This window comes from Corynebacterium sp. HMSC056F09 (assembly GCF_001815785.1).
In the GTDB taxonomy this organism is placed as follows: domain Bacteria; phylum Actinomycetota; class Actinomycetes; order Mycobacteriales; family Mycobacteriaceae; genus Corynebacterium; species Corynebacterium hiratae.
In genome coordinates this window covers 39,156-61,770 of the sequence record NZ_KV821975.1, presented here as the reverse complement: position 1 = coordinate 61,770, position 22,615 = coordinate 39,156, and the positions used below count along the sequence as shown (strand labels likewise).

The 22,615-nt window shown below is 60.4% G+C and carries 23 protein-coding genes; 12 read left to right on the top strand and 11 right to left on the bottom strand.

Features of this window, described 5'->3' with window-relative positions:
* The first annotated feature begins 6 nt into the window (after positions 1-6).
* Positions 7-810, top strand: a complete 804-nt coding sequence (locus HMPREF3056_RS12260; protein ID WP_246822525.1) for a hypothetical protein — start codon at positions 7-9, stop codon at positions 808-810.
* Here the strand turns inward: HMPREF3056_RS12260 and arsB are convergent.
* The gene (gene arsB / locus HMPREF3056_RS12255) at positions 807-1,871 is read right to left on the bottom strand and encodes an ACR3 family arsenite efflux transporter (RefSeq protein WP_070754956.1); all 1,065 of its coding nucleotides are present in this window, start codon (positions 1,869-1,871) and stop codon (positions 807-809) included. The genes HMPREF3056_RS12260 and arsB overlap by 4 nt on opposite strands.
* Before the next feature lie 113 nt (positions 1,872-1,984).
* On the opposite strand from arsB, the gene HMPREF3056_RS12250 reads away from it, so the two are divergent.
* Complete coding sequence (locus HMPREF3056_RS12250) at positions 1,985-2,335, top strand: ArsR/SmtB family transcription factor (RefSeq protein ID WP_070447901.1); 351 nt, start codon at positions 1,985-1,987, stop codon at positions 2,333-2,335.
* A 136-nt stretch (positions 2,336-2,471) separates the two neighbouring features.
* Here the strand turns inward: HMPREF3056_RS12250 and ndk are convergent, their stop codons facing one another.
* The 6 genes from ndk to HMPREF3056_RS12220 are packed head-to-tail and all read right to left on the bottom strand — an operon-like array spanning position 2,472 to position 8,863.
* Positions 2,472-2,882: a nucleoside-diphosphate kinase gene (gene ndk / locus HMPREF3056_RS12245; protein WP_039676402.1), complete on the bottom strand. Its 411-nt coding sequence runs from the start codon at positions 2,880-2,882 to the stop codon at positions 2,472-2,474.
* A gap of 59 nt (positions 2,883-2,941) precedes the next feature.
* Positions 2,942-3,253: a hypothetical protein gene (locus tag HMPREF3056_RS12240; RefSeq protein ID WP_049157137.1), complete on the bottom strand. Its 312-nt coding sequence runs from the start codon at positions 3,251-3,253 to the stop codon at positions 2,942-2,944.
* Between the two features lie 5 nt (positions 3,254-3,258).
* Positions 3,259-4,143, bottom strand: a complete 885-nt coding sequence (locus tag HMPREF3056_RS12235; protein ID WP_070509952.1) for an alpha/beta hydrolase — start codon at positions 4,141-4,143, stop codon at positions 3,259-3,261.
* A gap of 9 nt (positions 4,144-4,152) precedes the next feature.
* A complete protein-coding gene (locus HMPREF3056_RS12230) occupies positions 4,153-4,599 on the bottom strand; it encodes a DUF4233 domain-containing protein (protein ID WP_049157140.1) in 447 nt (148 codons plus the stop codon).
* Positions 4,596-6,125 carry a bifunctional tetrahydrofolate synthase/dihydrofolate synthase gene (locus HMPREF3056_RS12225; protein ID WP_070754955.1) on the bottom strand — a complete coding sequence of 510 codons (1,530 nt, stop codon included), beginning with the start codon at positions 6,123-6,125 and terminating at the stop codon, positions 4,596-4,598. Before HMPREF3056_RS12225 ends, HMPREF3056_RS12230 begins: the two co-directional genes overlap by 4 nt.
* Positions 6,125-8,863, bottom strand: a complete 2,739-nt coding sequence (locus tag HMPREF3056_RS12220; protein ID WP_070754954.1) for a valine--tRNA ligase — start codon at positions 8,861-8,863, stop codon at positions 6,125-6,127. The genes HMPREF3056_RS12225 and HMPREF3056_RS12220 overlap by 1 nt, the downstream gene beginning before the upstream one ends.
* A 57-nt stretch (positions 8,864-8,920) precedes the next feature.
* Between HMPREF3056_RS12220 and panB the strand changes: the two genes are divergently transcribed.
* Both panB and panC read left to right on the top strand, forming a co-directional pair.
* On the top strand, positions 8,921-9,742 hold the full coding sequence (panB, locus tag HMPREF3056_RS12215) for a 3-methyl-2-oxobutanoate hydroxymethyltransferase (protein ID WP_070754953.1): 822 nt from the start codon (positions 8,921-8,923) through the stop codon (positions 9,740-9,742).
* Positions 9,743-9,752: 10 nt separating this feature from the next.
* Positions 9,753-10,574, top strand: a complete 822-nt coding sequence (gene panC / locus HMPREF3056_RS12210) for a pantoate--beta-alanine ligase (protein WP_070754952.1) — start codon at positions 9,753-9,755, stop codon at positions 10,572-10,574.
* Here panC and HMPREF3056_RS12205 read toward each other — a convergent pair.
* Positions 10,571-11,533 carry a malate dehydrogenase gene (locus HMPREF3056_RS12205; RefSeq protein ID WP_070680872.1) on the bottom strand — a complete coding sequence of 321 codons (963 nt, stop codon included), beginning with the start codon at positions 11,531-11,533 and terminating at the stop codon, positions 10,571-10,573. The genes panC and HMPREF3056_RS12205 overlap by 4 nt on opposite strands.
* Before the next feature lie 175 nt (positions 11,534-11,708).
* On the opposite strand from HMPREF3056_RS12205, the gene HMPREF3056_RS12200 reads away from it, so the two are divergent.
* Positions 11,709-12,452 (top strand): TetR/AcrR family transcriptional regulator, encoded by a 744-nt coding sequence (locus tag HMPREF3056_RS12200; RefSeq protein ID WP_070754951.1) that lies wholly within the window; start codon positions 11,709-11,711, stop codon positions 12,450-12,452.
* A 238-nt stretch (positions 12,453-12,690) separates the two neighbouring features.
* On the opposite strand, the gene clpX is transcribed toward HMPREF3056_RS12200, so the two are convergent.
* On the bottom strand, positions 12,691-13,986 hold the full coding sequence (clpX, locus tag HMPREF3056_RS12195; protein ID WP_046648969.1) for an ATP-dependent Clp protease ATP-binding subunit ClpX: 1,296 nt from the start codon (positions 13,984-13,986) through the stop codon (positions 12,691-12,693).
* A gap of 199 nt (positions 13,987-14,185) precedes the next feature.
* Between clpX and HMPREF3056_RS12190 the strand changes: the two genes are divergently transcribed.
* Together HMPREF3056_RS12190 and fabG are read left to right on the top strand one after the other, a co-directional pair.
* Positions 14,186-15,490 (top strand): MFS transporter, encoded by a 1,305-nt coding sequence (locus HMPREF3056_RS12190; protein WP_070754950.1) that lies wholly within the window; start codon positions 14,186-14,188, stop codon positions 15,488-15,490.
* A 41-nt stretch (positions 15,491-15,531) separates the two neighbouring features.
* Positions 15,532-16,302, top strand: coding sequence for a 3-oxoacyl-ACP reductase FabG (gene fabG / locus HMPREF3056_RS12185; protein ID WP_070517920.1), 771 nt, complete (start codon positions 15,532-15,534; stop codon positions 16,300-16,302).
* A gap of 69 nt (positions 16,303-16,371) precedes the next feature.
* On the opposite strand, the gene HMPREF3056_RS12180 is transcribed toward fabG, so the two are convergent.
* Both HMPREF3056_RS12180 and HMPREF3056_RS12175 read right to left on the bottom strand, forming a co-directional pair.
* Positions 16,372-16,995 carry an ATP-dependent Clp protease proteolytic subunit gene (locus HMPREF3056_RS12180; protein WP_070517921.1) on the bottom strand — a complete coding sequence of 208 codons (624 nt, stop codon included), beginning with the start codon at positions 16,993-16,995 and terminating at the stop codon, positions 16,372-16,374.
* Between the two features lie 21 nt (positions 16,996-17,016).
* Entirely contained in the window at positions 17,017-17,616 is a 600-nt protein-coding gene (locus HMPREF3056_RS12175; RefSeq protein WP_070517922.1) for an ATP-dependent Clp protease proteolytic subunit, read from the bottom strand.
* A gap of 138 nt (positions 17,617-17,754) precedes the next feature.
* On the opposite strand from HMPREF3056_RS12175, the gene HMPREF3056_RS13910 reads away from it, so the two are divergent.
* The 5 genes from HMPREF3056_RS13910 to HMPREF3056_RS12150 all read left to right on the top strand — a co-directional run bounded on the left by HMPREF3056_RS13910 (position 17,755) and on the right by HMPREF3056_RS12150 (position 22,597).
* Positions 17,755-18,435 (top strand): metal-dependent transcriptional regulator, encoded by a 681-nt coding sequence (locus HMPREF3056_RS13910; protein ID WP_070512005.1) that lies wholly within the window; start codon positions 17,755-17,757, stop codon positions 18,433-18,435.
* A 145-nt stretch (positions 18,436-18,580) separates the two neighbouring features.
* Positions 18,581-19,018 carry a class Ib ribonucleoside-diphosphate reductase assembly flavoprotein NrdI gene (gene nrdI, locus HMPREF3056_RS12165; RefSeq protein ID WP_012715214.1) on the top strand — a complete coding sequence of 146 codons (438 nt, stop codon included), beginning with the start codon at positions 18,581-18,583 and terminating at the stop codon, positions 19,016-19,018.
* A 50-nt stretch (positions 19,019-19,068) separates the two neighbouring features.
* Positions 19,069-21,264, top strand: a complete 2,196-nt coding sequence (gene nrdE / locus HMPREF3056_RS12160) for a class 1b ribonucleoside-diphosphate reductase subunit alpha (RefSeq protein WP_070517923.1) — start codon at positions 19,069-19,071, stop codon at positions 21,262-21,264.
* 51 nt (positions 21,265-21,315) lie between these two features.
* Positions 21,316-22,341: a class 1b ribonucleoside-diphosphate reductase subunit beta gene (gene nrdF / locus HMPREF3056_RS12155; RefSeq protein WP_083306556.1), complete on the top strand. Its 1,026-nt coding sequence runs from the start codon at positions 21,316-21,318 to the stop codon at positions 22,339-22,341.
* Positions 22,325-22,597, top strand: coding sequence for a hypothetical protein (locus HMPREF3056_RS12150; RefSeq protein WP_034655492.1), 273 nt, complete (start codon positions 22,325-22,327; stop codon positions 22,595-22,597). The genes nrdF and HMPREF3056_RS12150 overlap by 17 nt, the downstream gene beginning before the upstream one ends.
* Positions 22,598-22,615: the final 18 nt, after the last annotated feature.

Sequence of the window (22,615 nt, the reverse complement as noted above, 5' to 3'; positions counted from 1 at the left end):
GCCGCTATGTCCGACAGCGCGCCCACAAACACACCGGCAGAGCGGAAATTACCTGAACAGACGCCACGCACAGTGGCGCAGGCGCGCGCCCGCAACGAGATTGCGCTGCGGGATATCATCACAGTTGCTGTACCGGCGGGCATCGCCTCCGGCCTTCGCGCCGTCGATTTTCCTCCCCCTTATGCGGTCCCTGTCTATGCGGTGCTCATCATGGTGATGCTCTACGGCGCCATCCGCATCATTCGCAGCAAGCCAAAGTTCGTCCAAGCTGCGCAAGAAGAGTACCGGGCGGGCGATTACCCTCTTCTCGCCTACTTTCTACCGGTGCTTGCTATCTTCTCCCCTCTCATCACTGAGGGAATTAAGTCCACCGGGATTATCGGCGATATCTCACCCAACCCCATCCTTATCGCCGCTGGACTTACTGCCTTCTCTATCCCCGCGTTCATCTTCGGCGGCCGCGCCTTCGGCACGACCTCTTTTCGCGTTGGCAAGCGCCGCATCGAGGCCATCACCGAACAAGGAAGCCTCGAAGGCGTCACTCAAGCGAGCATCACCGCAGTAGAAACTCACCCGGAAGTCCTCAGCGGGCTGGTCGCCGCCGGTGCAGTCACTGGCAATACCACCTCCATCTCTGAGCTGGGGCGGCTGATCGGCTACGAGGAGGGGCTCGAAGAAGAACTCCGTGAACTCGAAGCGGCCGGCGTGGTGAAGCTGCCTGGTCTCATCAAGTGGAATGGTGAGCGGACTTTCAACATCACGCTGACCGAAGCCGGGGTGCGCAGCATGGACGCTGCACGCACGCGCTAGTGCGGAAGAGTGTCATCTCCTGGGAAGAGTTTCGGGCCAATCCACAGCATGAAATAGACCAGACCAACGAGGACCGGAATCTCAACAAGGGGACCAATCGTTCCGGCAAGGGCTTGAGCAGACATCGCTCCGAAGGTGCCGATAGATACTGCAATAGCAAGCTCAAAGTTATTTCCTGCTGCAGTAAACGCCACGCTGGCAGACTGCGCGTAATTCATGCCAACGGCCTTTGCCACGCCCAGCGACAGCACGAACATGCCCACAAAGTAGATAACCAGCGGCACGGCCACGCGCACTACCGTTGCTGGCTGCTCCACAATGTGCTCGCCCTGCAGGGAAAAGAGCAACACAATTGTGTACAGCAGACCAATCATGGCCAGGGGCGATACGGCTGGGAGGAAGCGGTTCTCAAACCATTCCCGTCCTTTTGCCTTTTCGCCCCACACGCGAGACAGCGCACCCAACAGGAACGGTATGCCCAAGAAGACAAGTACGGACTTAACAATGGCCCAGAAGGAAAAGTCAGCGCTCGTCGTGTCCAGGCCCAGCCATCCGGGGAGGACGCGAAGGTAGAACCAGCCCAGAACACCAAACATAGCGACCTGGAAGATGGAGTTCAGGGCGACAAGCACAGCCGTTGCCTCGCGGTCAGCGCACGAGAGGTCCGACCACACAAGTACCATGGCAATACAGCGCGCAAGGCCCACAATGATGAGGCCGGTGCGCAGCTCCGGCTGGTCCGCCAAGAACAGCCACGCCAGGGTAAACATAAACGCCGGCCCCACCAGCCAGTTGAGGACGAGCGATACCGCCATGAGGCGGCCATCCGTGGCAATTTCCTTGGTCTTCTCGTAGCGAACCTTGGCCAAGGGTGGGTACATCATGACGAGGAGACCAATGGCGATCGGGATGGAAATCCCGCCGACTTCAACGGCGCCCAAGGCTTGGCCAATCCCGGGAATGAAGTGGCCAATAAGCAATCCGGCGGCCATCGCCAGAATGATCCACACGGGTAAAAATCGGTCAAGAAAAGACAACCTCGGGCGTTGCGGCACGGCCATGTCTCTCCCTCCTTCAACGTTGAATAGAGCACGATGCAAACATGCAATGTACAGCACGTATTGATATGAGTCAATATAACGTAGGGCGCAAGAATAACCCCTATACTGATCGCATGGCTTCCTCTTCCACGCCCGAGACCAGCGCGCGCGGCACTGAGTGTTGCTCCTTAAGCACGGGCCCGCTCAACGACGCCGAGGCGAGGCATTTTTCGCAGCAATTCAAAGTGCTGGCAGACCCAGCACGCCTGCGTCTTTTGTCCATCCTGTGCGATGAAGGCTGTGGACCCATGAGCGTCACGGAACTCACCGAGCTCACTGCGCTGAGCCAGCCCACGGTCTCCCACCACCTAGCGCGCCTGCGGGAGGCCGGCTTGCTATCGAAGCAGCAACGCGGCCGCACCGTCACCCACCAGGTGCACAAAGACGCCTTTATGGCATTGCGCACGCTGCTCTCGTTCGACTAAGCCGCGCCCAGATTATCTGCGCTCGAGCACACAGGACGGGTTCGGGCTAAGGGCCAGAAATGACAAAAGTCCGAGCAGTTCACTCATCTTTGTGAACTGCTCGGACTTTATTGCGCGCTAGGCGCGATGAACTTCTTTAGAGGTTCGGGAACCAGATGGAGATCTCACGCTCAGCGGACTCCGGGGAGTCGGAACCGTGGACGACGTTCTCGCCAACGGTCAGAGCGAAGTCACCGCGGATGGTGCCCGGGGTGGCCTTCTCCACCGGGTGGGTGCCACCGGCCAGCTGACGCCATGCGGCGATAGCGGACTCGCCCTCGACGATGCCAGCAACCAACGGTGCAGAGGTGATGAAGTCAACGAGCTCGCCGAAGAAAGGCTTGTCCTCGTGCTCGGCGTAGTGCTTCTTTGCGGTCTCCTCGTCGGCGACGCGCAGATCCATGGCGACGAGCTTCAGGCCCTTGCGCTCGATGCGGGAGATAATCTCGCCCACGTGGCCGTTCTTGACGCCGTCCGGCTTGATGAGAATCAGTGTACGTTCAGTCATAGGGCACATAGTACAGAATGGGTGCTCCCGCGTCCTGCCAGTGGGCCAATTATTAAGCGCTACGTAAGGCGTTGCACGATTTCCTCCGCACGCTCATGGCTCGTGCCACGAAACCACAGCTGCACTTGGCGCACGGCCGTGCCGTATTGACCGCTCTCCAGCAGGCTTTTCAGATCCTCGCGCTGCCACTCCTCCAGATCCGCAAACTCCACCGGCTTCTCATCGCGCTGCTGCTTGAGCATGCCCACGACGAGGAACACAAAGGCCGGGAGCATCAACGCAAGCGGGAGCGCAAAGCCCCCAACATACAGCTTGGCCACGAGTGCGGCGATGCACAGCAGCGCGGAAATACCATAGAGGAGAAAGAGCATGCCCGTTAGTGTAGCGCGTCCAGCGTCGACTGCAGCCAGGCGCGAGAACTCATGAGCAGGCGCTTTGCCACCGCGGTATGGGGAGCCCACAGCTCGAAGGCATGCACGCCGCCGTCTACGACCTCGCATTGCGTGGGCACGCCGGCAGACTTCAGACGCTCGGCGTAGTCCACAATTTCGTCGTAGAAAAGCTCACTGCTCCCCGCATACAACCAAGCCGGTGGCAGACCTGCTAACTCCGCGCGGCGACCGGGCACGGCATAGGGTGCGTCTGGGTTGCCGTTGGTGTAGTAGCGCCAAGCCTGCGCATTGGAGTCCGCGTCCCAGATGGGATTGCGGTCGGTGGAGGCAGCGCGGTCATCGAGCATCGGGCAAAAGAGCCACTGCCCCGCCGGCTGAATTCCGCCTTCATCTAGGAGGCGCTGGCACAGTGCGGCGGCGAGCCCTCCCCCGGCGCTTTGGCCGCCGATGACAATCCGATCTGGGCTGATTCCCAGATCTTCCGCATGCGTGAGGAGCCAGTGGTGGGCCGAGTGGACGTCGTCAAGCGCGGCCGGATAGGGGTTCTCCGGGGCATAGCGGTAGTGCGGCGCAATGACGGTGACACCGACTTCCGCGGCGGTCTCCTTGAGGTGTTTGACGTCTTGGCGCGGATGGCCCATGAGCAGCCCTCCGCCGTGGATCCACAGCACAGCGCCGCGCGGGTTCTCCGGGCTATAGATGGTCGCGCGGATATCGGAATTCTTCACCTGCTGCGTGCGCACGCCCTGGATATAGGGTGCGGGCCACAGCGCGGGAACTACACGCCCGGCGCGGCGGATCAGCGGATTGGTTGGATCCCACAGTGAGATGAACGCCGCGCCCGCGCGCAGCTCCGGGCGAATATACACCGCTGCGGCCTACTTCTCAGTCAGGTGCTGCGTGGTGAGGTAACCGCGTTCCATGCGGGCGACGATCACCGAGCGCATATAGGCCGCGAGCGCCCAGAGCAGGGCGAAGATGATGAAGATCGTGGCCACGGACCAATGGACCATGAAGCCGAGAACAATGCCGATAATGTGGAGGACAATCTGTGCCCCAACGATCCACGGCTTATTCATGAAGGGGAAGGATGCAAGCAGTAGCACCATAAAGCCGATCACCACGCCGTAGTTAAACGGGGTCCACAGAGTGCCGTCATACAGCTTGTACAGCATTGGCAGCGCCAGAACCAGGGTGATCAGTTCCATGGTGAGGGAGCTGGCCACCACCATGCCGCCGAATTGCTTGAGGGGATCCTTGGCCGGTGCTTGGCCTAGTCCGAGCGGGCCGATCTCCTCCTCAGGGATGGGTTTGCGGGGGCTCATGCGGGCTCCTTTCCAAAGAGTGCGCGGGCGTCACCAGCAGTGACCACCGAGCCGGTAATCACGATGCCGGATCCGGACTGCACGTCGGCGTCCTCCGCCAATTCAACGGCCTGAGTATAGGCACTAGGCAGGTCGGGCTCGACGTACACCCGTTCTTCACCGAAGATGTCGCGCGCCAGCTCCGCTAGCTCATAGGCATCGCGGGCGCGCGGCGAGGTGTTCTGCGTGATCACGACTTCTGTGAGGACCGACTCGAGGGCTGTGAGGATGCCGGCGGCGTCCTTGTCCGCGAAGATGGACACCACGCCGATGAGGCGCGCGAAATCGAAGTCTCGGTCGAGCGCTGCGGCCAGGGCCTTAGCACCGTGTGGGTTGTGGCAGGCGTCAAGGAAGGTCGTAGGGCTGGTGCGCACGCGCTCCAAGCGGCCGGGGGAAATGGCCTTGGCAAAGCCGGTGCGCACCGAAGCAAGGTCGAGCGGATGGCCTGCCGACGCCCCGAAGAAGGCCTCCACCGCAGCCAAAGCCACGGCCGCGTTCTTGGCTTGGTGCTCGCCGTGCAGTGGCAGGAAGATGTCTTCGTACATCCCACCCAGGCCCTGGATGGTGAGCTGCTGGCCGCCCACTGCAATGCGGGATTCCAGCGCGGCGAACTCGGAGCCCGCGCGCGCTACGCCGGCGCCGACGTCGACGGTGCGCTGCAGCAGCACGCGCATGGCTTCTGGGTCTTGCTCGGCAATGATGGCGATGTTCTCCCCCGGCGTGAGCACGTCGTCGGCATCGTGCTCACGGGCCTTGATAATGCCGGCCTTCTCACCGGCGATCTCGGTGATGGTGTCACCGAGGTAGTCCGTGTGGTCGAGGCCTACCGGCATGACCACGGCCACTTCCGCGTTAACCACGTTGGTGGCATCCCACGTGCCGCCGAGGCCCACCTCGACGACGGCGACGTCGATGGGGGCATCGGCAAAGGCTGCGTAGGAAATGGCAACAAGCACTTCGAAGGTGGACATGGGAATGTCGGAGCGGGAATCCACCATCTCCACATAAGGCTTGATTTCGCGCCAGATGCGCACGAAGTCGCGCGGGTGGATGGGGTGGCCGTCGATGCCGATGCGCTCGGTCACCAGCTGTAGGTGGGGGCTGGTGACGAGGCCTACGCGGCGGTGGAAGGAGCGCAGCAGCGAATCGATCATGCGGGCGGTCGAGGACTTGCCGTTGGTTCCAGCGACCTGGATGACGTGGAAGGAACGCTCCGGATTGCCCAACAGATCCATGAGCATCTCGATGCGCTCGAGGCTGGGCTCAATGATGGTCTCTGGGGCGCGCGCGTTGAGCTCCGCGGTTACCTGAGCCAGCTCCGCGAGCTCCTCCGGCGTGGCCTGCTCGGGCGCTGCCTCCTCGTAGTCATCCTCGCCGCCGAGGTTGAGTGTTAGGCCGGAGTCGGTGATTTCGACCGGCCCGCCATCGGTGCCCTCCGCGAGGGCATCGACGACCTCAAATTCCTCGCGGTCTTTCTCCCCCGCCACTACTTGAGTCCCTTCAGACGTGCGGTGATGCGCTCGACTTCTTCCTGGGCCACCTGCTGGCGAACGCGGATCTTCTCCACGACTGCCTCCGGCGCCTTGGACAGGAAGGCCTCGTTGCCCAGCTTCTTGCCGGTCTGGTCCAGTTCCTTCTGGGCCTTGGCCAGATCCTTCTCCAGGCGCTTGCGCTCGGCTTCGACGTCGACGGCGCCGGAGGTATCCAGGGTGACCTCGACGGTGGCCTGGGACAGGCGCACCTCGATGGAAGCAGAGGCGGTGAAGTCTTCGCCCGGCTCCGTGGTGTTGGCCAAGTTGCGGATGAGCCCCTCCTGCTCCTGCAGGTCGGCCGCGGCGAAGTCGAGGCGGCCCGGGACCTTCTGGGAAGGCTTGACACCCTGATCGGAGCGGAAGCGACGCAGCTCGGTGATGAGCTTGTCGGCGTCCTGAATGCGGCGGGCAGCCACCTCATCCTTCTCCGCGCCACCGTTGGTGTGCTCCTGGGTAGGCCACTGCGCGGTGACGATGGTCTCCCCGCCAGTCAGAGCCTTCCACAGGACCTCGGTGACGAAAGGCATGGTCGGGTGCAGCAGGCGCAGAACCAGGTCAAGCACGCGGCCCAGAACGATCTGAGTGGTGCGTCCGGTGGCCTGCTCCTCGGCGCTCGCCGCATCGAAGTCGCGCGGGATCTGGGTCTTGGCAATCTCCAGGTACCAGTCACACAGCTCATCCCACACGAAGTGGTAGAGCAGCTCGTTGGCCTTGGCAAACTGGTAGTCATCCAGGTAGGCGTCCACCTTGGCGCGGACTTCTTCGGAGCGGTCGAGGATCCAACGGTCGGCGTCGGTCAGCGCGTCACGTGCCGGCAGCTTAGCCACACCCGCGCCGTTCATGAGCGCGAACTTGGTGGCGTTGAAGAGCTTGGTGGCGAAGTTACGTCCGGCGGCGGCAGCGTCGACAGCCAGCGGCAAGTCCACGCCCGGGTTCGCGCCGCGAGCCAGGGTGAAACGCAGTGCGTCCGCACCATAGTCGCGCACCCAATCCATCGGGTCGATGCCATTGCCCAGGGACTTCGACATCTTGCGACCCTGCTCATCGCGCACCAGGCCGTGCAGGTAGATGTCGGTGAACGGAACCTGCGGGCGGCCATCCTTGCCTTCGCCGAGCAGCTCCGGGGTGTGGGCGCCGGCGAAGGTGCCGAACATCATCATGCGTGCGACCCAGAAGAAGAGGATGTCATAGGCGGTGACCAGCACGTTCGTGGGGAAGAACTTCTCCAGATCTGCGGTCTTATCCGGCCAGCCCATCGTGGAGAAAGGCCACAGCGCGGAGGAGAACCAGGTGTCCAGCACGTCCGGGTCCTGGACATAGCCTTCTGGGGCTTCCTCATCGGGGCCGAGGCAGATGATGTCTCGCTGGCCGTCCTCGCCCTCCGGGCCATACCAGATCGGGATGCGGTGTCCCCACCACAGCTGGCGGGAGATGCACCAATCGTGCATGTCATCGACCCACTCGAAGTAGCGCGGCTCCAGGGACTTCGGGTGGATGGTGGTATCGCCCTCGCGGACGGCGTCGCCAGACATCTTCGCCATCTTCTCCACGGCCACGAACCACTGCAGGCTCAGGCGCGGCTCGATGGGCTCGCCGGAGCGCTCCGAGTGGCCCACGGAGTGGACGTAGGGGCGAATCTCCTTGACAATGCGGCCCTGCTCGCGCAGCGCCTCGCGGATCTCCACGCGGGCTTCCTCGCGGGTCAGGCCGTCAAACTTCGTGCCTGTATTCGCGATATGCCCGGTGGTGTCCATGATGGTCGGCATGTCCAGGTCGTGGCGCAGGCCCATAGCGTAGTCATTCGGATCGTGCGCCGGGGTGATCTTCACTGCACCGGTACCGAATTCCATGTCCACGTAGTCATCGGCGATGATCTTCAGGCTCAGGTCATCGCGGAAGGGGTGCGGCAGCTCCTGGCCCACCAGGTGGGCGTAGCGCTCGTCGTCGGGGTGGACGGCGATGGCGACGTCGCCCAGCATGGTCTCCACACGGGTGGTGGCCACGATGAGGTGCGGTTCATCGTCGTTCAGCGAGCCATAGCGAATGGACACGAGCTCGCCCTCGACGTCCTTGTACACGACCTCAATATCAGAGACGGCGGTCTCCAGCACTGGGGACCAGTTGACCAGGCGGTTGGCCTGGTAGATCAGGCCCTCGTCGTAGAGGGTCTTGAAGATGGTCTGCACGGCGCGGGAAAGACCATCATCCAAGGTGAAGCGCTCGCGGGACCAGTCCACCGAGTCACCGATGGCGCGCATCTGGTTCTGGATGGTGCCGCCGAATTCTTCCTTCCACTCCCAGACCTTGTTGATGAATTCCTCGCGCTCATAGTCCCAGCGCTTCTTGCCCTCCTGCTCACGCAGGCGGGCCTCCACCTTGGTCTGTGTGGCGATACCGGCATGGTCAGCACCCGGCAGCCACAAGGTGGCATAGCCCTGCATGCGCTTGCGGCGAATGATGGAGTCGATCAGAGTATGGTCCAGGGCGTGGCCCATGTGCAGCTGGCCGGTGACGTTCGGCGGCGGCAGCACGATGGAATAGGGCTCCGCCTCCGAGGACGCGTCCGGGGTGAAGTAACCGGCGTTCACCCAGCCTTCGTAGAGGTCCTTCTCTACTGCCTGCGGCTCCCAGGACTTGGGAAGCTGGTCCGCGCGGTTGGTGCCAACGAGTTGCTCTTTATTCTGATCAGTCACCTGGCCAACTCTACCCTGTGCGTCAACTGGCACCAGCGCCCTGTCTAGAGTAAGGGCATGTCTCACAATCCTGGCCGCCGCGCCCGTCTCCGCACCCGCCATTTCGCCCGTGCCAAAGAAAACTCTCAGGCCTTCGCGTGCTTGACGAGCTATGACTGCATGACCGCCGAAATCTTCGACGAAGCCGGGGTCGATCTCCTGCTCGTCGGCGATTCTCTGGCCAACGTGGTCCTGGGCCGCGAAACCACGCTCTCGCTCACGCTGGATGAGATGATCCCCCTCGCCCGCGCGGTGGTTGCATCGACCTCCCGTGCCTTCGTGGTGGTGGATCTGCCCTTTGGTTCCTATGAGGCCGGCCCCACCCAGGCACTGGAGTCTGCTGTGCGCGTCATGAAGGAAACGGGTGCGCAAGGAGTCAAGCTGGAGGGCGGTGCGGAGCGCGCTCCCATTGTTGCCGCGCTTGTCGCCGCTGGCATCCCCGTCTGCGCCCACATCGGATTCACGCCTCAGCAGGTCCACGCCTTGGGCGGCTTCGTGGTCCAGGGCCGCGGTGCCGGCGCGGAGAAGCTTCACGACGACGCCCGCGCCCTCGCCGAGGCCGGCGCCTTCGCCGTGGTGCTGGAGATGGTCCCGGCTGCCCTTGCTGAGCAGGTCACCAAGGAGCTGCCCATTCCCACCATCGGCATCGGCGCGGGTGCGCAGACCGATGGCCAGATTCTGGTGTGGACCGATGCCTTCGGCCTGGGCGGGCCCAAGGCCCCGCGCTTCGTGCGCCGCTACGCAGACCTGCGCGGTGCGCTACTGGAAGGTGCGAAGGAATACGTAGCGGATGTGAGCGAACGCTCCTTCCCCAACGCCGAGGAGTCCTTCGAGGACTAAGGTTTTGGCCATGCAGATCCTCACAACTAAATCTGAACTCCGCGCCTTCCGCGCCGCAGCCTCCGGCACCGTGGGCTTGGTGCCCACGATGGGCGCGCTTCACGACGGCCACGCGTCCCTCCTCCGCCGCGCCCGCGAAGAGAACGACACCGTGGTGTGCTCGGTCTTCGTCAACCCCCTCCAATTCACCGACCTGGGCGACTGCGAAGACTACCGCGCCTACCCGCGCGATCTGGATGCGGATGCCGCGCTGCTGGACTCGCTGGGTGTTGATGCTGTCTTCGCCCCCAGCGTGGAGGAGATGTACCCGGATGGCACCCCGCGGGTGTGGGTGCGCACCGGCGAGATGGGCTCGGTTTTGGAAGGTGCCTCGCGGCCCGGCCACTTTGACGGCGTGGCCACCGTGGTGAGCAAGCTGTTCAACCTCGTGCGCCCCGACCATGCCTACTTTGGGCAGAAGGATGCCCAGCAGGTGGCCGTTATCCGGCGCTTGGTGGCGGACCTCGACCTGCCGCTGGAGATCATCAGCGCGCCCATCGTGCGCGCAGCGGACGGCGTGGCCGAGTCCAGCCGCAATGCTCGCCTGAGCCCTGCCGAGCGCGAGCAAGCCGTGGCGCTGTCCCAGGCGCTCTTCGCTCTGCACGACGGTGCTTCCCTCGAGGAGGCTGAAGCCCAGCTCGCCTCCTCCCCCGGCGTCACGGTGGACTACCTCACCGTGGTGGACCCGGCCACGCTGGAGCCCATTGATGCGCAACACCGGCCCGCCCTGGCGCTGGTGGCGGCGCAGGTGGGGCCGGTGCGGCTCATCGATAACTTAGTGCTTGAGGCTTAGCCCTCGAGCAGGTGAGCTACGGCCTCGCGCTCCTCACGCAGCTCCTGCACGGAGGCCTCGATGCGCTCCTTCTGGAAATCGTTGAGCTCGAGACCCTGAACGATTTCCCACTTGCCGTCGCGGGCGACGGTGGGGAAACCTGCAACGAGGCCCTCGTCCACGCCATAGGAGCCATCGGAGACGACGGCTGCGGTGCGCCAATCCTCAGTGCCGTGGATCCAGTCGTGCATGTGATCCACCGCCGCAGACGCTGCGGAAGCGGCTGAGGACTTACCGCGCACAGCAATGATCTCGGCGCCGCGCTTAGCCACCTTCGGAATCATTTCTTCCTTGTACCAGGTCTCATCAACCTCCGCGTTGGAGAAGGTCAGGTCCGGGAACTGGGATGCAGAGTGGTTGCCCCAGACGGCAACCTTGGTCAGCTCCGCGGTGGGCATGCCCGTCTTGAGGGAGACCTGGCTCTGGGTGCGGTTGTGGTCCAGGCGCATGAGCGCGGTGAACTGGCTCGGGTCCAGGTCCGGTGCACTGTTGGCAGCGATATAAGCGTTAGTGTTGGCCGGGTTACCCACGACGAGGACGCGGACATCGCGCGCGGCGACGTCGTTCAGCGCCTTGCCCTGCACGGTAAAGATGGCACCGTTAGCCTCCAGCAGGTCTGCGCGCTCCATGCCCTTGGTGCGCGGGCGGGAGCCCACGAGGAAAGCGGCCTTGGTGTCCTTGAAAGCCACGTTTGGATCATCGGTCACGGTGATGCCGCGTACCAGCGGGAATGCGGAATCATGAAGCTCCATGGCCACGCCTTCAGCTGCGCCAATGGCGTCCGGGATTTCCAGCAAAGCCAGCTCCACCGGGGTGTCCTTGCCATAGACATCGCCCGCAGCGATGCGCCACAGCAGGGAGTAAGCGATATTTCCGGCGGCGCCGGTCACGGTAATCTTGACGGGTTGGGAAGCAGTCATGTGTGAATCCTTTCGGCTCGGTACTCACCTTCCCAGCCTAGTCCCGTTTTTCGCCCCCATGGGGTGTAATTTTACCCCCGAAAGATGCGAGTTCTTTGTACTTGAGCTCCATGACCGTCTTTTTTCGGCATAGTGGACAACTGTACGCATATTCATCGACTAGACGGGACTTTCCATGAGCACTGAGACTGCATCGGTCGACTCCGGCTCTGTTGAGCGCGTGATCGATGTTGCGATTGCAGAGTTTGCTGAGCACGGCTATGCCGAGACCAAGCTCGAATCCGTGTCGAAGCTCTCTGGGATGTCCAAGCGCATGATCCACTACTACTTCGGGGACAAGAAGGGCCTCTACCAGCAAGCCTTGGCGGCGGCGGCGCGGCGCCTCAACCCGCCGGAGGACAGCCTGGAGATCAACTCCGCCGTTCCGGTCGAGGGCGTGCGCACCTTGGTGGATTGGTTGTTCCGCCAGCATGTGGATAACCCTGAAGCCATTCGGATGCTGACGATGGAATCCTCCCACAGTGTGCTGGAGTCCTCGCAGGCGCTTGTCGACGTTTCCGAGATCTCCCTCCACCTAGACCGGCTGCTTATGCTGGGCCAAGATTCCGGCGCGTTCCGCCCGGGCATTTCCGCCAACGACATCTTCACGTTGATTTCTGCGCTCACGATGTACCGGGTGACGAATCACGCGATGATGAGCAACCTGCTCGACATCGACATGCATACCCACAACAACACCGAAGGCCTACACCGCATGGCCGTCGATGCCGTGCTGGCCTTCCTCACTGCGAATATCCCCGACATCGGTTTTGAGTCCTACCTCGCTCAGAACGAAACTGAGCTTGACGCCGAGTCAGCACCCTTGGACGTCTACTCCACCGAGGACGAGGGCGACGTGCCCACGGGCCTGTACGGGTAGAGCCCTCTCCCAGCACCGCGCGGGCAAAGAGACCAAAGCAGAGGAACCATGTGCGCGCCGGCCTGAGCAAAAGCCCAGGTCACGATCTCACGCCACAGCTACATGGTCCCATTCATCTGGTTCCTTTGCCCCCAACAGGCAGATGGCATCTGACAGACGGCGTTTTCGGGCTGAAAACGCCATGTAGACAGCACAAAAGGCATCTTCAGCCTTGAAGATGCCTTTTAAGAGATGCCGTTTAGGCGGATTCCTTCGCCTCGTCCGAGTACACGAACTCCGGCTCGCCGCCGTCAGTCACGCAGTCCTTCGTGATGTGGACGCTGGCGATGTCCTCGCGGTCTGGGAGGTCATACATGATGGGCACGAGCAGCTCCTCCATGATGGCGCGCAGGCCACGTGCACCAGTCTTGCGCTCGAGCGCGAGCTCAGCGATCGCTTCCAGCGCTGCGTCTTCGAAGTGCAGCTCCGCACCATCCATGCTGAACAGGCGCTGGTATTGCTTGACCAGAGAGTTCTTCGGCTCCACGAGCACCTTAACTAGCGATTCGCGGTCCAGGTTATCCACCGTGGCAACCACCGGCAGGCGGCCGATGAACTCAGGGATGAGGCCGAATTTCACCAGGTCCTCCGGGCGCACCTGTGAGAAGAAGTCGACTGATTCCTTCTCATCCTTAGTTTCCAGCTTGGCGCCAAAGCCCACGCCCTTCTTGCCCACGCGCTCCGAAATCACCTTGTCCAAGCCCGCAAAAGCACCGGCCACGATGAAGAGGATGTTCGTCGTATCCAGCTGGATGAATTCCTGGTTCGGGTGCTTGCGCCCGCCCTGCGGCGGAATCGCCGCCACGGTGCCCTCGAGGATCTTCAGCAGCGCCTGCTGCACGCCCTCACCGGACACATCACGCGTAATCGAGGGGTTCTCCGACTTGCGGGAGATCTTATCCACCTCATCGACGTAGATGATGCCGTGCTGCGCGCGCTCCACGTCAAAGTCCGCTGCCTGCAACAGCTTAAGCAGGATGTTCTCGACGTCCTCGCCCACGTAGCCAGCCTCGGTCAGGCTGGTGGCATCCGCGATGGCGAAGGGGACGTCCAACAAACGCGCCAGGGTCTGCGCCAGGTAGGTCTTACCGGAGCCCGTCGGCCCCAGCATCAGGATGTTGGACTTGGAAATCTCAACTTCTTCATCCTGTGCCTTCTTCCGGCGGCCCTCCAGGCCCGCGGCCTCTTCAGCCTTGATGCGCTTGTAGTGGTTGTAGACCGCCACCGACAACACGCGCTTGGCTTGATCCTGACCAATGACGTACTTATCCAGAAAAGCCGAAATCTCCGAAGGACGCGGAAGGCGCATCTCCTTCTCTTCGTCCGCCTCGGCCTGAGCCGCGCCGAGCTCCTCCTCGATGATTTCGTTGCAGAGCTCGATGCACTCGTCACAAATGTAGACGCCGCCGCCGGCGATAAGCTTCTTCACCTGCTTCTGGCTCTTTCCGCAGAAGGAACACTTGAGCAAGTCAGCGCTTTCTTGCATACGTGCCATGAAGGCCTTTCAACTCTTTTCTCTGGGGCTATGGTGGGGCGATTTTACCGCAGTTTGTTCCACTCTAGTAAACCACTTGGACCCAAGCGCTATTCCGCACGCGACGGCGCGCCCTTGAATTTAAAACGGCAGTTAGTAGACATAGACAGAGCGGTTCACTAACTTACATCGAAACCGCTCTATCCGCAGAAAGATTTTCATGGACATCCGCGAACTCATCGACCGCTCCCCCATGGGCGCGCGCCAGTGGCTCATCATCGCCATTGCCCTCTTCCTCAATGCCCTCGACGGCTACGACATGGTCGCCATGGCCTTCGGCGCCGGCACCGTCAGCGAAGAATTCGCGCTGTCCGACTCTTCCCTCGGCTGGCTCCTGTCCGCTGCCCTCATCGGTATCGGCCTTGGCTCGCTCTTCCTCGCCCCGTTGGCTGACCGCCTTGGCCGCACCACGCTCATCACGGCCTCGCTCGTCATCGACCTCGTCGGCCTCGTGCTCACCGCCCTCGCGCCTACTTTTAGCCTGCTGTTGCTGTGCCGCCTGATCACCGGCATCGGCGTCGGCGGCGTCCTCGTCTGCGTCACCGTGCTCGTCAGCGAATACTCCAACCTGCGCTTCCGCGGTCTCGCCGTCGCCATCTACGCCTCCGGCTACGGCCTCGGTGCCTCCTTCTGCGGCGTCGTCGCCTCTTCCTTCGATACCTGGCAGCCCATCTTCTGGGTCGGTGCCGCACTGACCGTCGTCGCCCTTCTCCTCACGGTTGCTTTCGTCCCCGAATCCGCCGACTTCCTCGCCGCTCGCGGCCGCATGGATTCTGTCCGTACCATCGCTGCCAAACTCGGCCTCACGGGCGAAGTCAGCGTCCGCCCCCGCACCGCCCACAAGGCCTCCTTCAAGGACCTCGTCTCGCCGCAGTTCCTGCGCACCTCCATCAAGCTGTGGCTGGCCTTCAGCTTCATCATGTTTGCCTACAACTTCACCTCGCAGTGGACCCCGAAGTTGCTCACCGCCGAGGGACTTACCGCGCAACAGGGCATCATCGGGGGCATCATGCTCTCCTTCGGCGGTGCCATCGGCGCCATTCTCTTCGGCCTATTTACCACGCGCATCGACGCCCGTCCCTTGCTCATCGTCTTCTGTCTTATCTCCTCCGTCGTCCTTATCGGCTTCATTAACTCCACCACCGTGCCTTCCCTCATGTTTGCTCTCGGCGTCGGCGTAGGCCTTACTCTCAACGCCTGCATCTCCGGCCTCTACACCGTCACCCCGGAGGCTTACCCTTCGGCGCTGCGCACCACCGGCACGGGCGCTGCCATCGGCATCGCTCGCGTGGGCGCTACCCTCGCCCCCATCCTGGCGGGCTACCTCCTCGAAAGCGGCTGGACCCCCACCGGCCTGTACACCCTTGCTGGTGTCACCGCAGTACTTGCAGCAGTCTCCCTCATCGGTGTGCGCGCCTACACGGCAACCACCAAGCAGACAGCACCCCAGCCTGTGGCGGCCTAGGCTGGAGGGCGCACACAGACCCAACCGCTGAGGAGCACCACATGTTTGATCTTCAGGACCACGTCGCCATCGTCACCGGCGCCGCCGCCGGAATCGGCCGCGGCATCGTCAGCGCTCTGCGCGAAGCAGGTGCCACGGTCGTCATCGCCGACCTCAACCTCGAGGCCGCCCAGAAGGCCGCCGAGGAACTCGGGGCGGACGCCCTGCTTGTCGACGTCACCTCGCGCGACTCCGTCCGCAACCTCTACAGGGACGTCGTCAAGCGCTATGGCCGCATCGACATCGTCTGTTCCAACGCCGGTGTCTTCCCCAACTGCCCACTCGAGGACATGACCGACGAGCAATGGGACACCATGTTCGCCATCAATACGCACGGCACGTTCACCGTGGTGCAGGAAGCGCTGCCCTATATGAAGGAGGCGGGCTACGGGCGCATCGTCATCACGACGTCTATCACCGGCTCGCACACCGGTTACCCAGGCTGGGCGCACTACGGCGCATCGAAGGCCGCACAACAAGGCTTCATGCGCTCCGCGGCACTGGAAGTTGCCCGTGATGGCATCACCATCAACGGTGTTCTGCCGGGCAACATCCTCACCGAGGGCTTGGAGGGCCAAGGCCAGGAGTACCTCGACCAAATGGCACGCTCCATCCCCATGCACCGCTTAGGTTCCCCACGCGATATCGGCAACGCCGCGGCCTTCCTCGCCTCCCGCGAGGCAGGCTACATAACGGGACAGACCATCATCATTGACGGCGGCCAGATCCTGCCTGAGTCCCCGGAGGCTATCCTGCCTCCCTACGAGAGCTAAGAGCCTTATAACGACGTCAAGCCCCGCTACCGGAAACATCCGAAAGCGGGGCTGAATTCGTCTATTCAGCTATGCGTTGAGCTTGCGGTAATCAAAGACGGTATCGATAAGACCGTATTCGACGGCTTCCTGCGCAGTGAGGATCTTGTCACGGTCGGTATCGATGCGCACCTGCTCCGCAGTGCGGCCGGTGTGCTCAGCCAGGGTCTCCTCCATGAGGCGGCGCATGCGCTCGATCTCGTTGGCCTCGATCTCAAGGTCAGAGACCTGGCCCTGCGTGCCCTGCGTGCGCGGCTGGTGAATCAGCACACGAGAGTTCGGCAGAGCGGCGCGCTTGCCCGGAGCACCGGCTGCCAGCAGCACGGCGGCAGCGGAAGCAGCCTGGCCCAGGCAGACGGTCTGCACGTCAGGACGCACGTAGCGCATGGTGTCGTAGATGGCCATCAGCGCGGTGAAGGATCCGCCCGGGGAGTTGATGTACATCGTGATGTCGCGGTCCGGATCCTGAGACTCCAGGACCAGCAGCTGCGCCATGATGTCGTTGGCGGAGGTGTCATCGACCTGGGTGCCCAGGAAGATGATGCGCTCTTCAAAAAGCTTGGAATACGGGTTGGTGGTCTTCGATCCCTGTGCATTCTGCTCAATGAACTCCGGCAGAACGTAGCGGGAAGAAGGCATCTGAAGGCTAGACATAGTGATAAAGCTCCTTGTTCCCTAGTTGGTGATAGGACCGTTGACGGACTCGATGACATGGTCGACGATGCCGTATTCCTTGGCCTGCTGGGCGGTAAACCAGCGGTCGCGGTCCGAATCCTTGGTGATTTGCTCGAAGGTCTGGCCGGTGTGCTCAGCGATGAGCTCAGCCATCTCGCGCTTGGTCTGCGCGAACTGCTCGGCCTGGATGGCGATATCTGCGGCGGTACCACCCACACCAGCGGAAGGCTGGTGCATCATGATGCGGGCGTGCGGCAGCGCGTAGCGCTTGCCCTTGGTGCCGCCGGACAGGAGGAATTGGCCCATCGAGGCAGCCAGGCCCATGCCATAGGTAGCCACATCGCACGGCGAGTACTTCATCGTGTCGTAGATGGCCATGCCCGCGGTAACGGAGCCACCCGGGGAGTTGATGTAGAGCGAAATGTCGCGCGTTGGGTCCTCTGCGGACAGCAGGAGGATCTGGGCGCACAGCTTGTTCGCAATCTCATCATCAACCTGGGTTCCCAGGAAAATAATGCGCTCGCGCAAAAGGCGCTCATAGACGCTATCACCCAGGTTCATACCCGTTGAGGATGAGTCCATGGAAATATTCTCAGACATTAGTGGTTCTCCTTGAAGTGAAGAATGCTTTAACTGGCCCCACCTTACCGGCATTCCTCTCAAACTTGGCCTCTGTTCGCTATAAGCGTTGGGGCACAGCGCCAAAGGCACATACGGAAGCTGGGTTAACATTTACTCATGTCTGTTTCCGAGCTGTCCACCAGTACCCAGAATTATTTGAAAGCTATCTGGGGGCTAAAAGAATGGTCATCCGAGCCCGTTACCGCCACACTTATAGCGAAACAGCTGGGACTCAAGCTCTCCTCGGTCTCCGATGCAGTGCGCAAAATGTCGAAGCAAGGGCTCGTGTCACACACGCCCTATGGCTCTGTGGAGTTAACCGAACTTGGCAGGCAGTACGCATTGGTCATGGTGCGCCGCCACCGATTGCTTGAGTCTTTTTTGGTTCAAGCATTGGACTACACGTGGGACGAAGTCCATAATGAAGCCGAAAATCTCGAACACGCGGTGTCCGACATGCTCATAGAACGTGTGGATAAGTTCCTTGATTACCCCACTAGGGATCCGCACGGCGATCCTATCCCTACGGTTGATGGACAGATCACAATCCCCAGTGCGCACCGTCTCACCGACAGCGGTGCACAACCGCAAGTGACCGTGGAACGCATTTCTGATTCCGACCCAGAACTGCTGAAGTTCCTTGAAGAGCGCGGCATTGTCACTGGGGCTGTTCTTAGCACGCGCGAGGGAGCGCCCTTTTCAGACTCTCTCGAAATACAGGTGGCCGGCAGCACTCAGTGGGTAGTGCTTGGACGCCCAGCTACCGACGCAGTGTTTGTAGCACACCACAGCCGTTAGACCTTCCCCTTTGCATTAATCCTACTCTCACCTGCCCTTTTCAAAACTACGTTGGGCCGTAGTTGCAACTACGCCATTGCGTAGTTAGTCTTTTCGAATATCACCTATCCCACTTATGGCTAAGGCCAGGATGAGCAGGATTGCTATGTCAGACTCACCAGATTTGGTGTATTTTTCTAGCGTTTCAGAAAATACAAAAAGATTCGTCGAACGCTTAGATAGACCCGCGGTGCGCATTCCGCTGCGCCCCAAGAAAACCGGGATGATCCAGGTTTCACACCCGTACGTACTCATCGTTCCCACCTACGGCGGAGGCTCGCTCAAACGCGCAGTCCCCAAACAGGTCATCGACTTCCTCAATGACCCAATCAACCGCTCCTTTATCCGGGGCGTTATTACCTCAGGGAATACCAACTTCGGAAGTGCTTACTGCGTCGCCGGACGCATCATTTCCGCCAAGTGCCACGTACCGGAGCTGTATCACTTCGAGCTTCTCGGCACCCAGAAGGACATTGCCGCCGTAAAGCAGGGCCTTCAAAAGTTTTGGGAGCAGCAAAAGCAGCTAACGATGACACCCCATTAATCCCCCACAAGATGAAGAACACATCCGCATCACACAGATTGGACAACACAATGCGGCCTCTTGATGCCACCCCCACACAGACTATTGGCGCTACGCCCCGCACTGCTTCAGCAGACAATGCCGGCGGTGTCGGCAAGCGCAAAAGCTACCACGCACTCAACGCGCAGCTGAACTTGTTCGACGCTTTTGGAAAAATCCAGTTTGACAAGGACATTCAGGCAGCACAAGACTATGTCACGCACCATGTCGCTCCCCGCATGCAACAGTTCGATTCCACCAAGCAACGCTTGGAATGGTTGGTTGATAACGAGTACTACGAGCGGGATTTCCTTGAGCTTTATGATGACGCCTTTCTGTGCGCCATGTACGACAGAGCACACCAAGCTAAACACCAGTTCCGCACCTTCCTCGGCGCATTTAAGTTCTTTACTTCATATGCACTGAAAACCTTTGATGGCTCGCGATTTCTGGAAGGCTACGAAGAACGCGTCGCCACCACAGCTTTGTACCTTGCACAGGGCGATGAAGAGCTTGCGGGGAAGCTGGTGGATGACATCATGACCGGACGCTTCCAGCCCGCCACCCCTACTTTTCTCAACGCAGGCAAAGCCCAGCGTGGCGAAATGGTCTCCTGCTTCCTTCTGCGAATCGAAGACAATTTGGAAAGCATTGGCCGCAGCGTGAACTCTGCACTGCAGCTTTCAAAACGCGGCGGTGGTGTGGCCTTGTTACTGAGCAATCTGCGCGAATCCGGAGCCCCGATCAAAAAGATTGAGAACCAGGCTTCCGGCGTAGTCCCAGTCATGAAAATTCTCGAAGATAGCTTCAGCTATGCCAACCAATTGGGCGCCCGGCAGGGCGCTGGAGCCGTCTACCTGCATGCGCACCATCCAGATATTCTTCGCTTCCTGGATACCAAGCGGGAAAATGCCGATGAGAAAGTCCGCATTAAGACTCTTTCGCTGGGGGTTGTTATTCCAGATATAACCTTCCGGCTGGCCAAAGAGAACAAGGATATGCATCTTTTTAGCCCGTATGACATCGCTCGCGAGTACGGCGTAGCCATGTCTGACATGTCTATCACCGAGTATTACGACGAGTTGGTTGCCAATCCGCGAATTTCTCACACGACCATTAAGGCCCGCGAGTTTTTCACCACGCTGGCTGAGCTTCAGTTTGAATCCGGATACCCCTACATCCTCTTTGAGGATACGGTCAACCGCGCTAATCCCCTCAAAGGACATATCAATATGTCCAACCTGTGTAGTGAAATCCTCCAGGTCAACACGCCATCGACCTACGGAGCTTCGGGTGACTACACCACCGTCGGCCAGGATATTTCCTGCAATCTAGGTTCGCTCAACATTGCGAAGGCTTTTGAATCACCGGACTTTGGGGAGACCGTCGAAACCGCAGTACGTGCCCTCACGAAGGTTTCAGACCTGACGAATATCGAAGCTGTTCCTTCCATCGCTCACGGAAATGCCTCCATGCATGCCATTGGTCTGGGCCAAATGAATCTCCACGGCTTCCTTGCTTCACAGCGTATTCCTTATGGCTGCGCCGAGGCACTGGACTTTACAAATATCTATTTCCTCACGGTGACCTACCATGCGCTCCGCGCATCCCATGCACTCGCGGTTGAAAAAGGTCAACGATTCACAGGCTTCGAAGAATCCACCTATGCCACTGGCGCCTACTTTGACAAATACATCGACAAAGACTGGGTGCCAGCCACTGAACACGTAAAACAGCTCTTCCATGAAGCAGGCGTGCAGATTCCTCAACGCGAGGATTGGCTACGGCTCAAGAAACAAGTGATGCAAGACGGCATCTACAACGCCTACTTGCAGGCAGTTCCACCCACTGGATCAATTTCCTACATCAATGACTCCACCGCGTCCATCCACCCGATTGCCTCCAAAATTGAAATACGCAAGGAAGGCCGCTTGGGGCGCGTGTACTACCCCGCGCCGGAAATGACCAACGACAACCTGGAGTATTTCGATGACTCCTACGCCGTGGGATACAAAAAAATCATCGACACCTACGCCATGGCCACCCAACACGTGGACCAAGGACTTTCCCTGACCTTGTTCTTTACCGCTGATACCACCACGCGGGACATCAACAAGGCACAAATCTATGCCTGGAAAGCCGGAATCAAGACCCTCTACTACATCCGTTTACGCCAATCCGCGCTCCAAGGAACCGAGGTCGAAGGCTGCGTCTCCTGTGCTTTGTAGGAGCACGGCCCTCCCCTTGTCTACAACCATTCACTCAGAAAGAAGGAAGCTATGTCTTCAACATCAAACAGTGCTGAACTAACCAGCATTTCAGTTACTCCGCCGAGCTACCGGCATGATCCTTCAGCCCGCATCCGCGCCATCAATTGGAACCGGGTGAGCGATGGCAAGGATCTTGAAGTGTGGAACCGTCTCACCGCCAATTTTTGGTTGCCAGAGAAGGTCCCGCTTTCTAATGATCTCCCGGCGTGGCAGAAGATGACACCCGAGGAACGCAACCTCACCATGCGGGTGTTCACGGGACTCACCACCCTGGATACTGTCCAGGCCACTGTGGGAGAAATCTGTCAGATTCAAGATGCCCGCACCGAACACGAGGAGGCCGTGTATACCAACATCGCCTTCATGCAGTCAGTCCATGCCCGTTCATACTCTTCAGTGTTTTCTACCCTGAGCAGTACAAAGGAAATTGATGAAGCATACCGCTGGGCGGTGAATAACGACCTTCTCCAGGCACGCGCCAAGAAAGTGCTCGCGCACTATTTTGGGCCGGATCCACTCAAACGCAAGGTGTCATCGACGCTGCTTTCCTCATTGCTTCTCTACGCGGGTTTCTATCTTCCCTTGCACTTTTCTGTCCACGCCACCCTGACAAATACGGCAGACATGATTCGCCTCATTCTGCGTGACAAGGCAGTGCACGGCTACTACTCGGGCTACAAGTATCAGCGCGGTTTGGAATCCACGACCCCGCTACGGCAGAAGGAAATGCATGATTTCACCATTTCTTTGCTCGAAGAGCTTTATGCACTAGAGCTGGACTATTCCGGCGAGCTATATGAGCCTTTGGGACTCATGGATGATGTAGCCGTGTTCGTTCGCTATAACGCCAATAAGGCACTCATGAATTTGGGCTACCCGGACTATTTCCCGCCCGAAGAAACGGAAGTGAACCCAGAAATCCTCGCGGCCCTAGCCCCCGGAGCAGATGAGAACCATGACTTCTTCTCCGGATCTGGTTCCTCCTATGTCATTGGTACTGCTGAAGAAACGAGTGATGATGACTGGGATTTCTAAACCTTTTCCGCGACCGGACCAAGGAAGCTGGCTTGAGACCATCGCGCTGTTTGAAGCCATCCGCGAAGGAAACCAACCCGCAGCCATGCGGCTGTTGAATACATCCGCCGCACGAGAGGCCGTCCTCGGGGGTCTTCTAGGGCTCATCGAACTGTACTTCCGCCATGAAGAAGGAGACAAAGTAGATGGCTTCCTCACCGCCGCCCACGCTGCCGGCCCACCACCGGCCTTTGGCTGCAAGCCTTTTCTCCCTTGACCACGTCTCCCTACACCC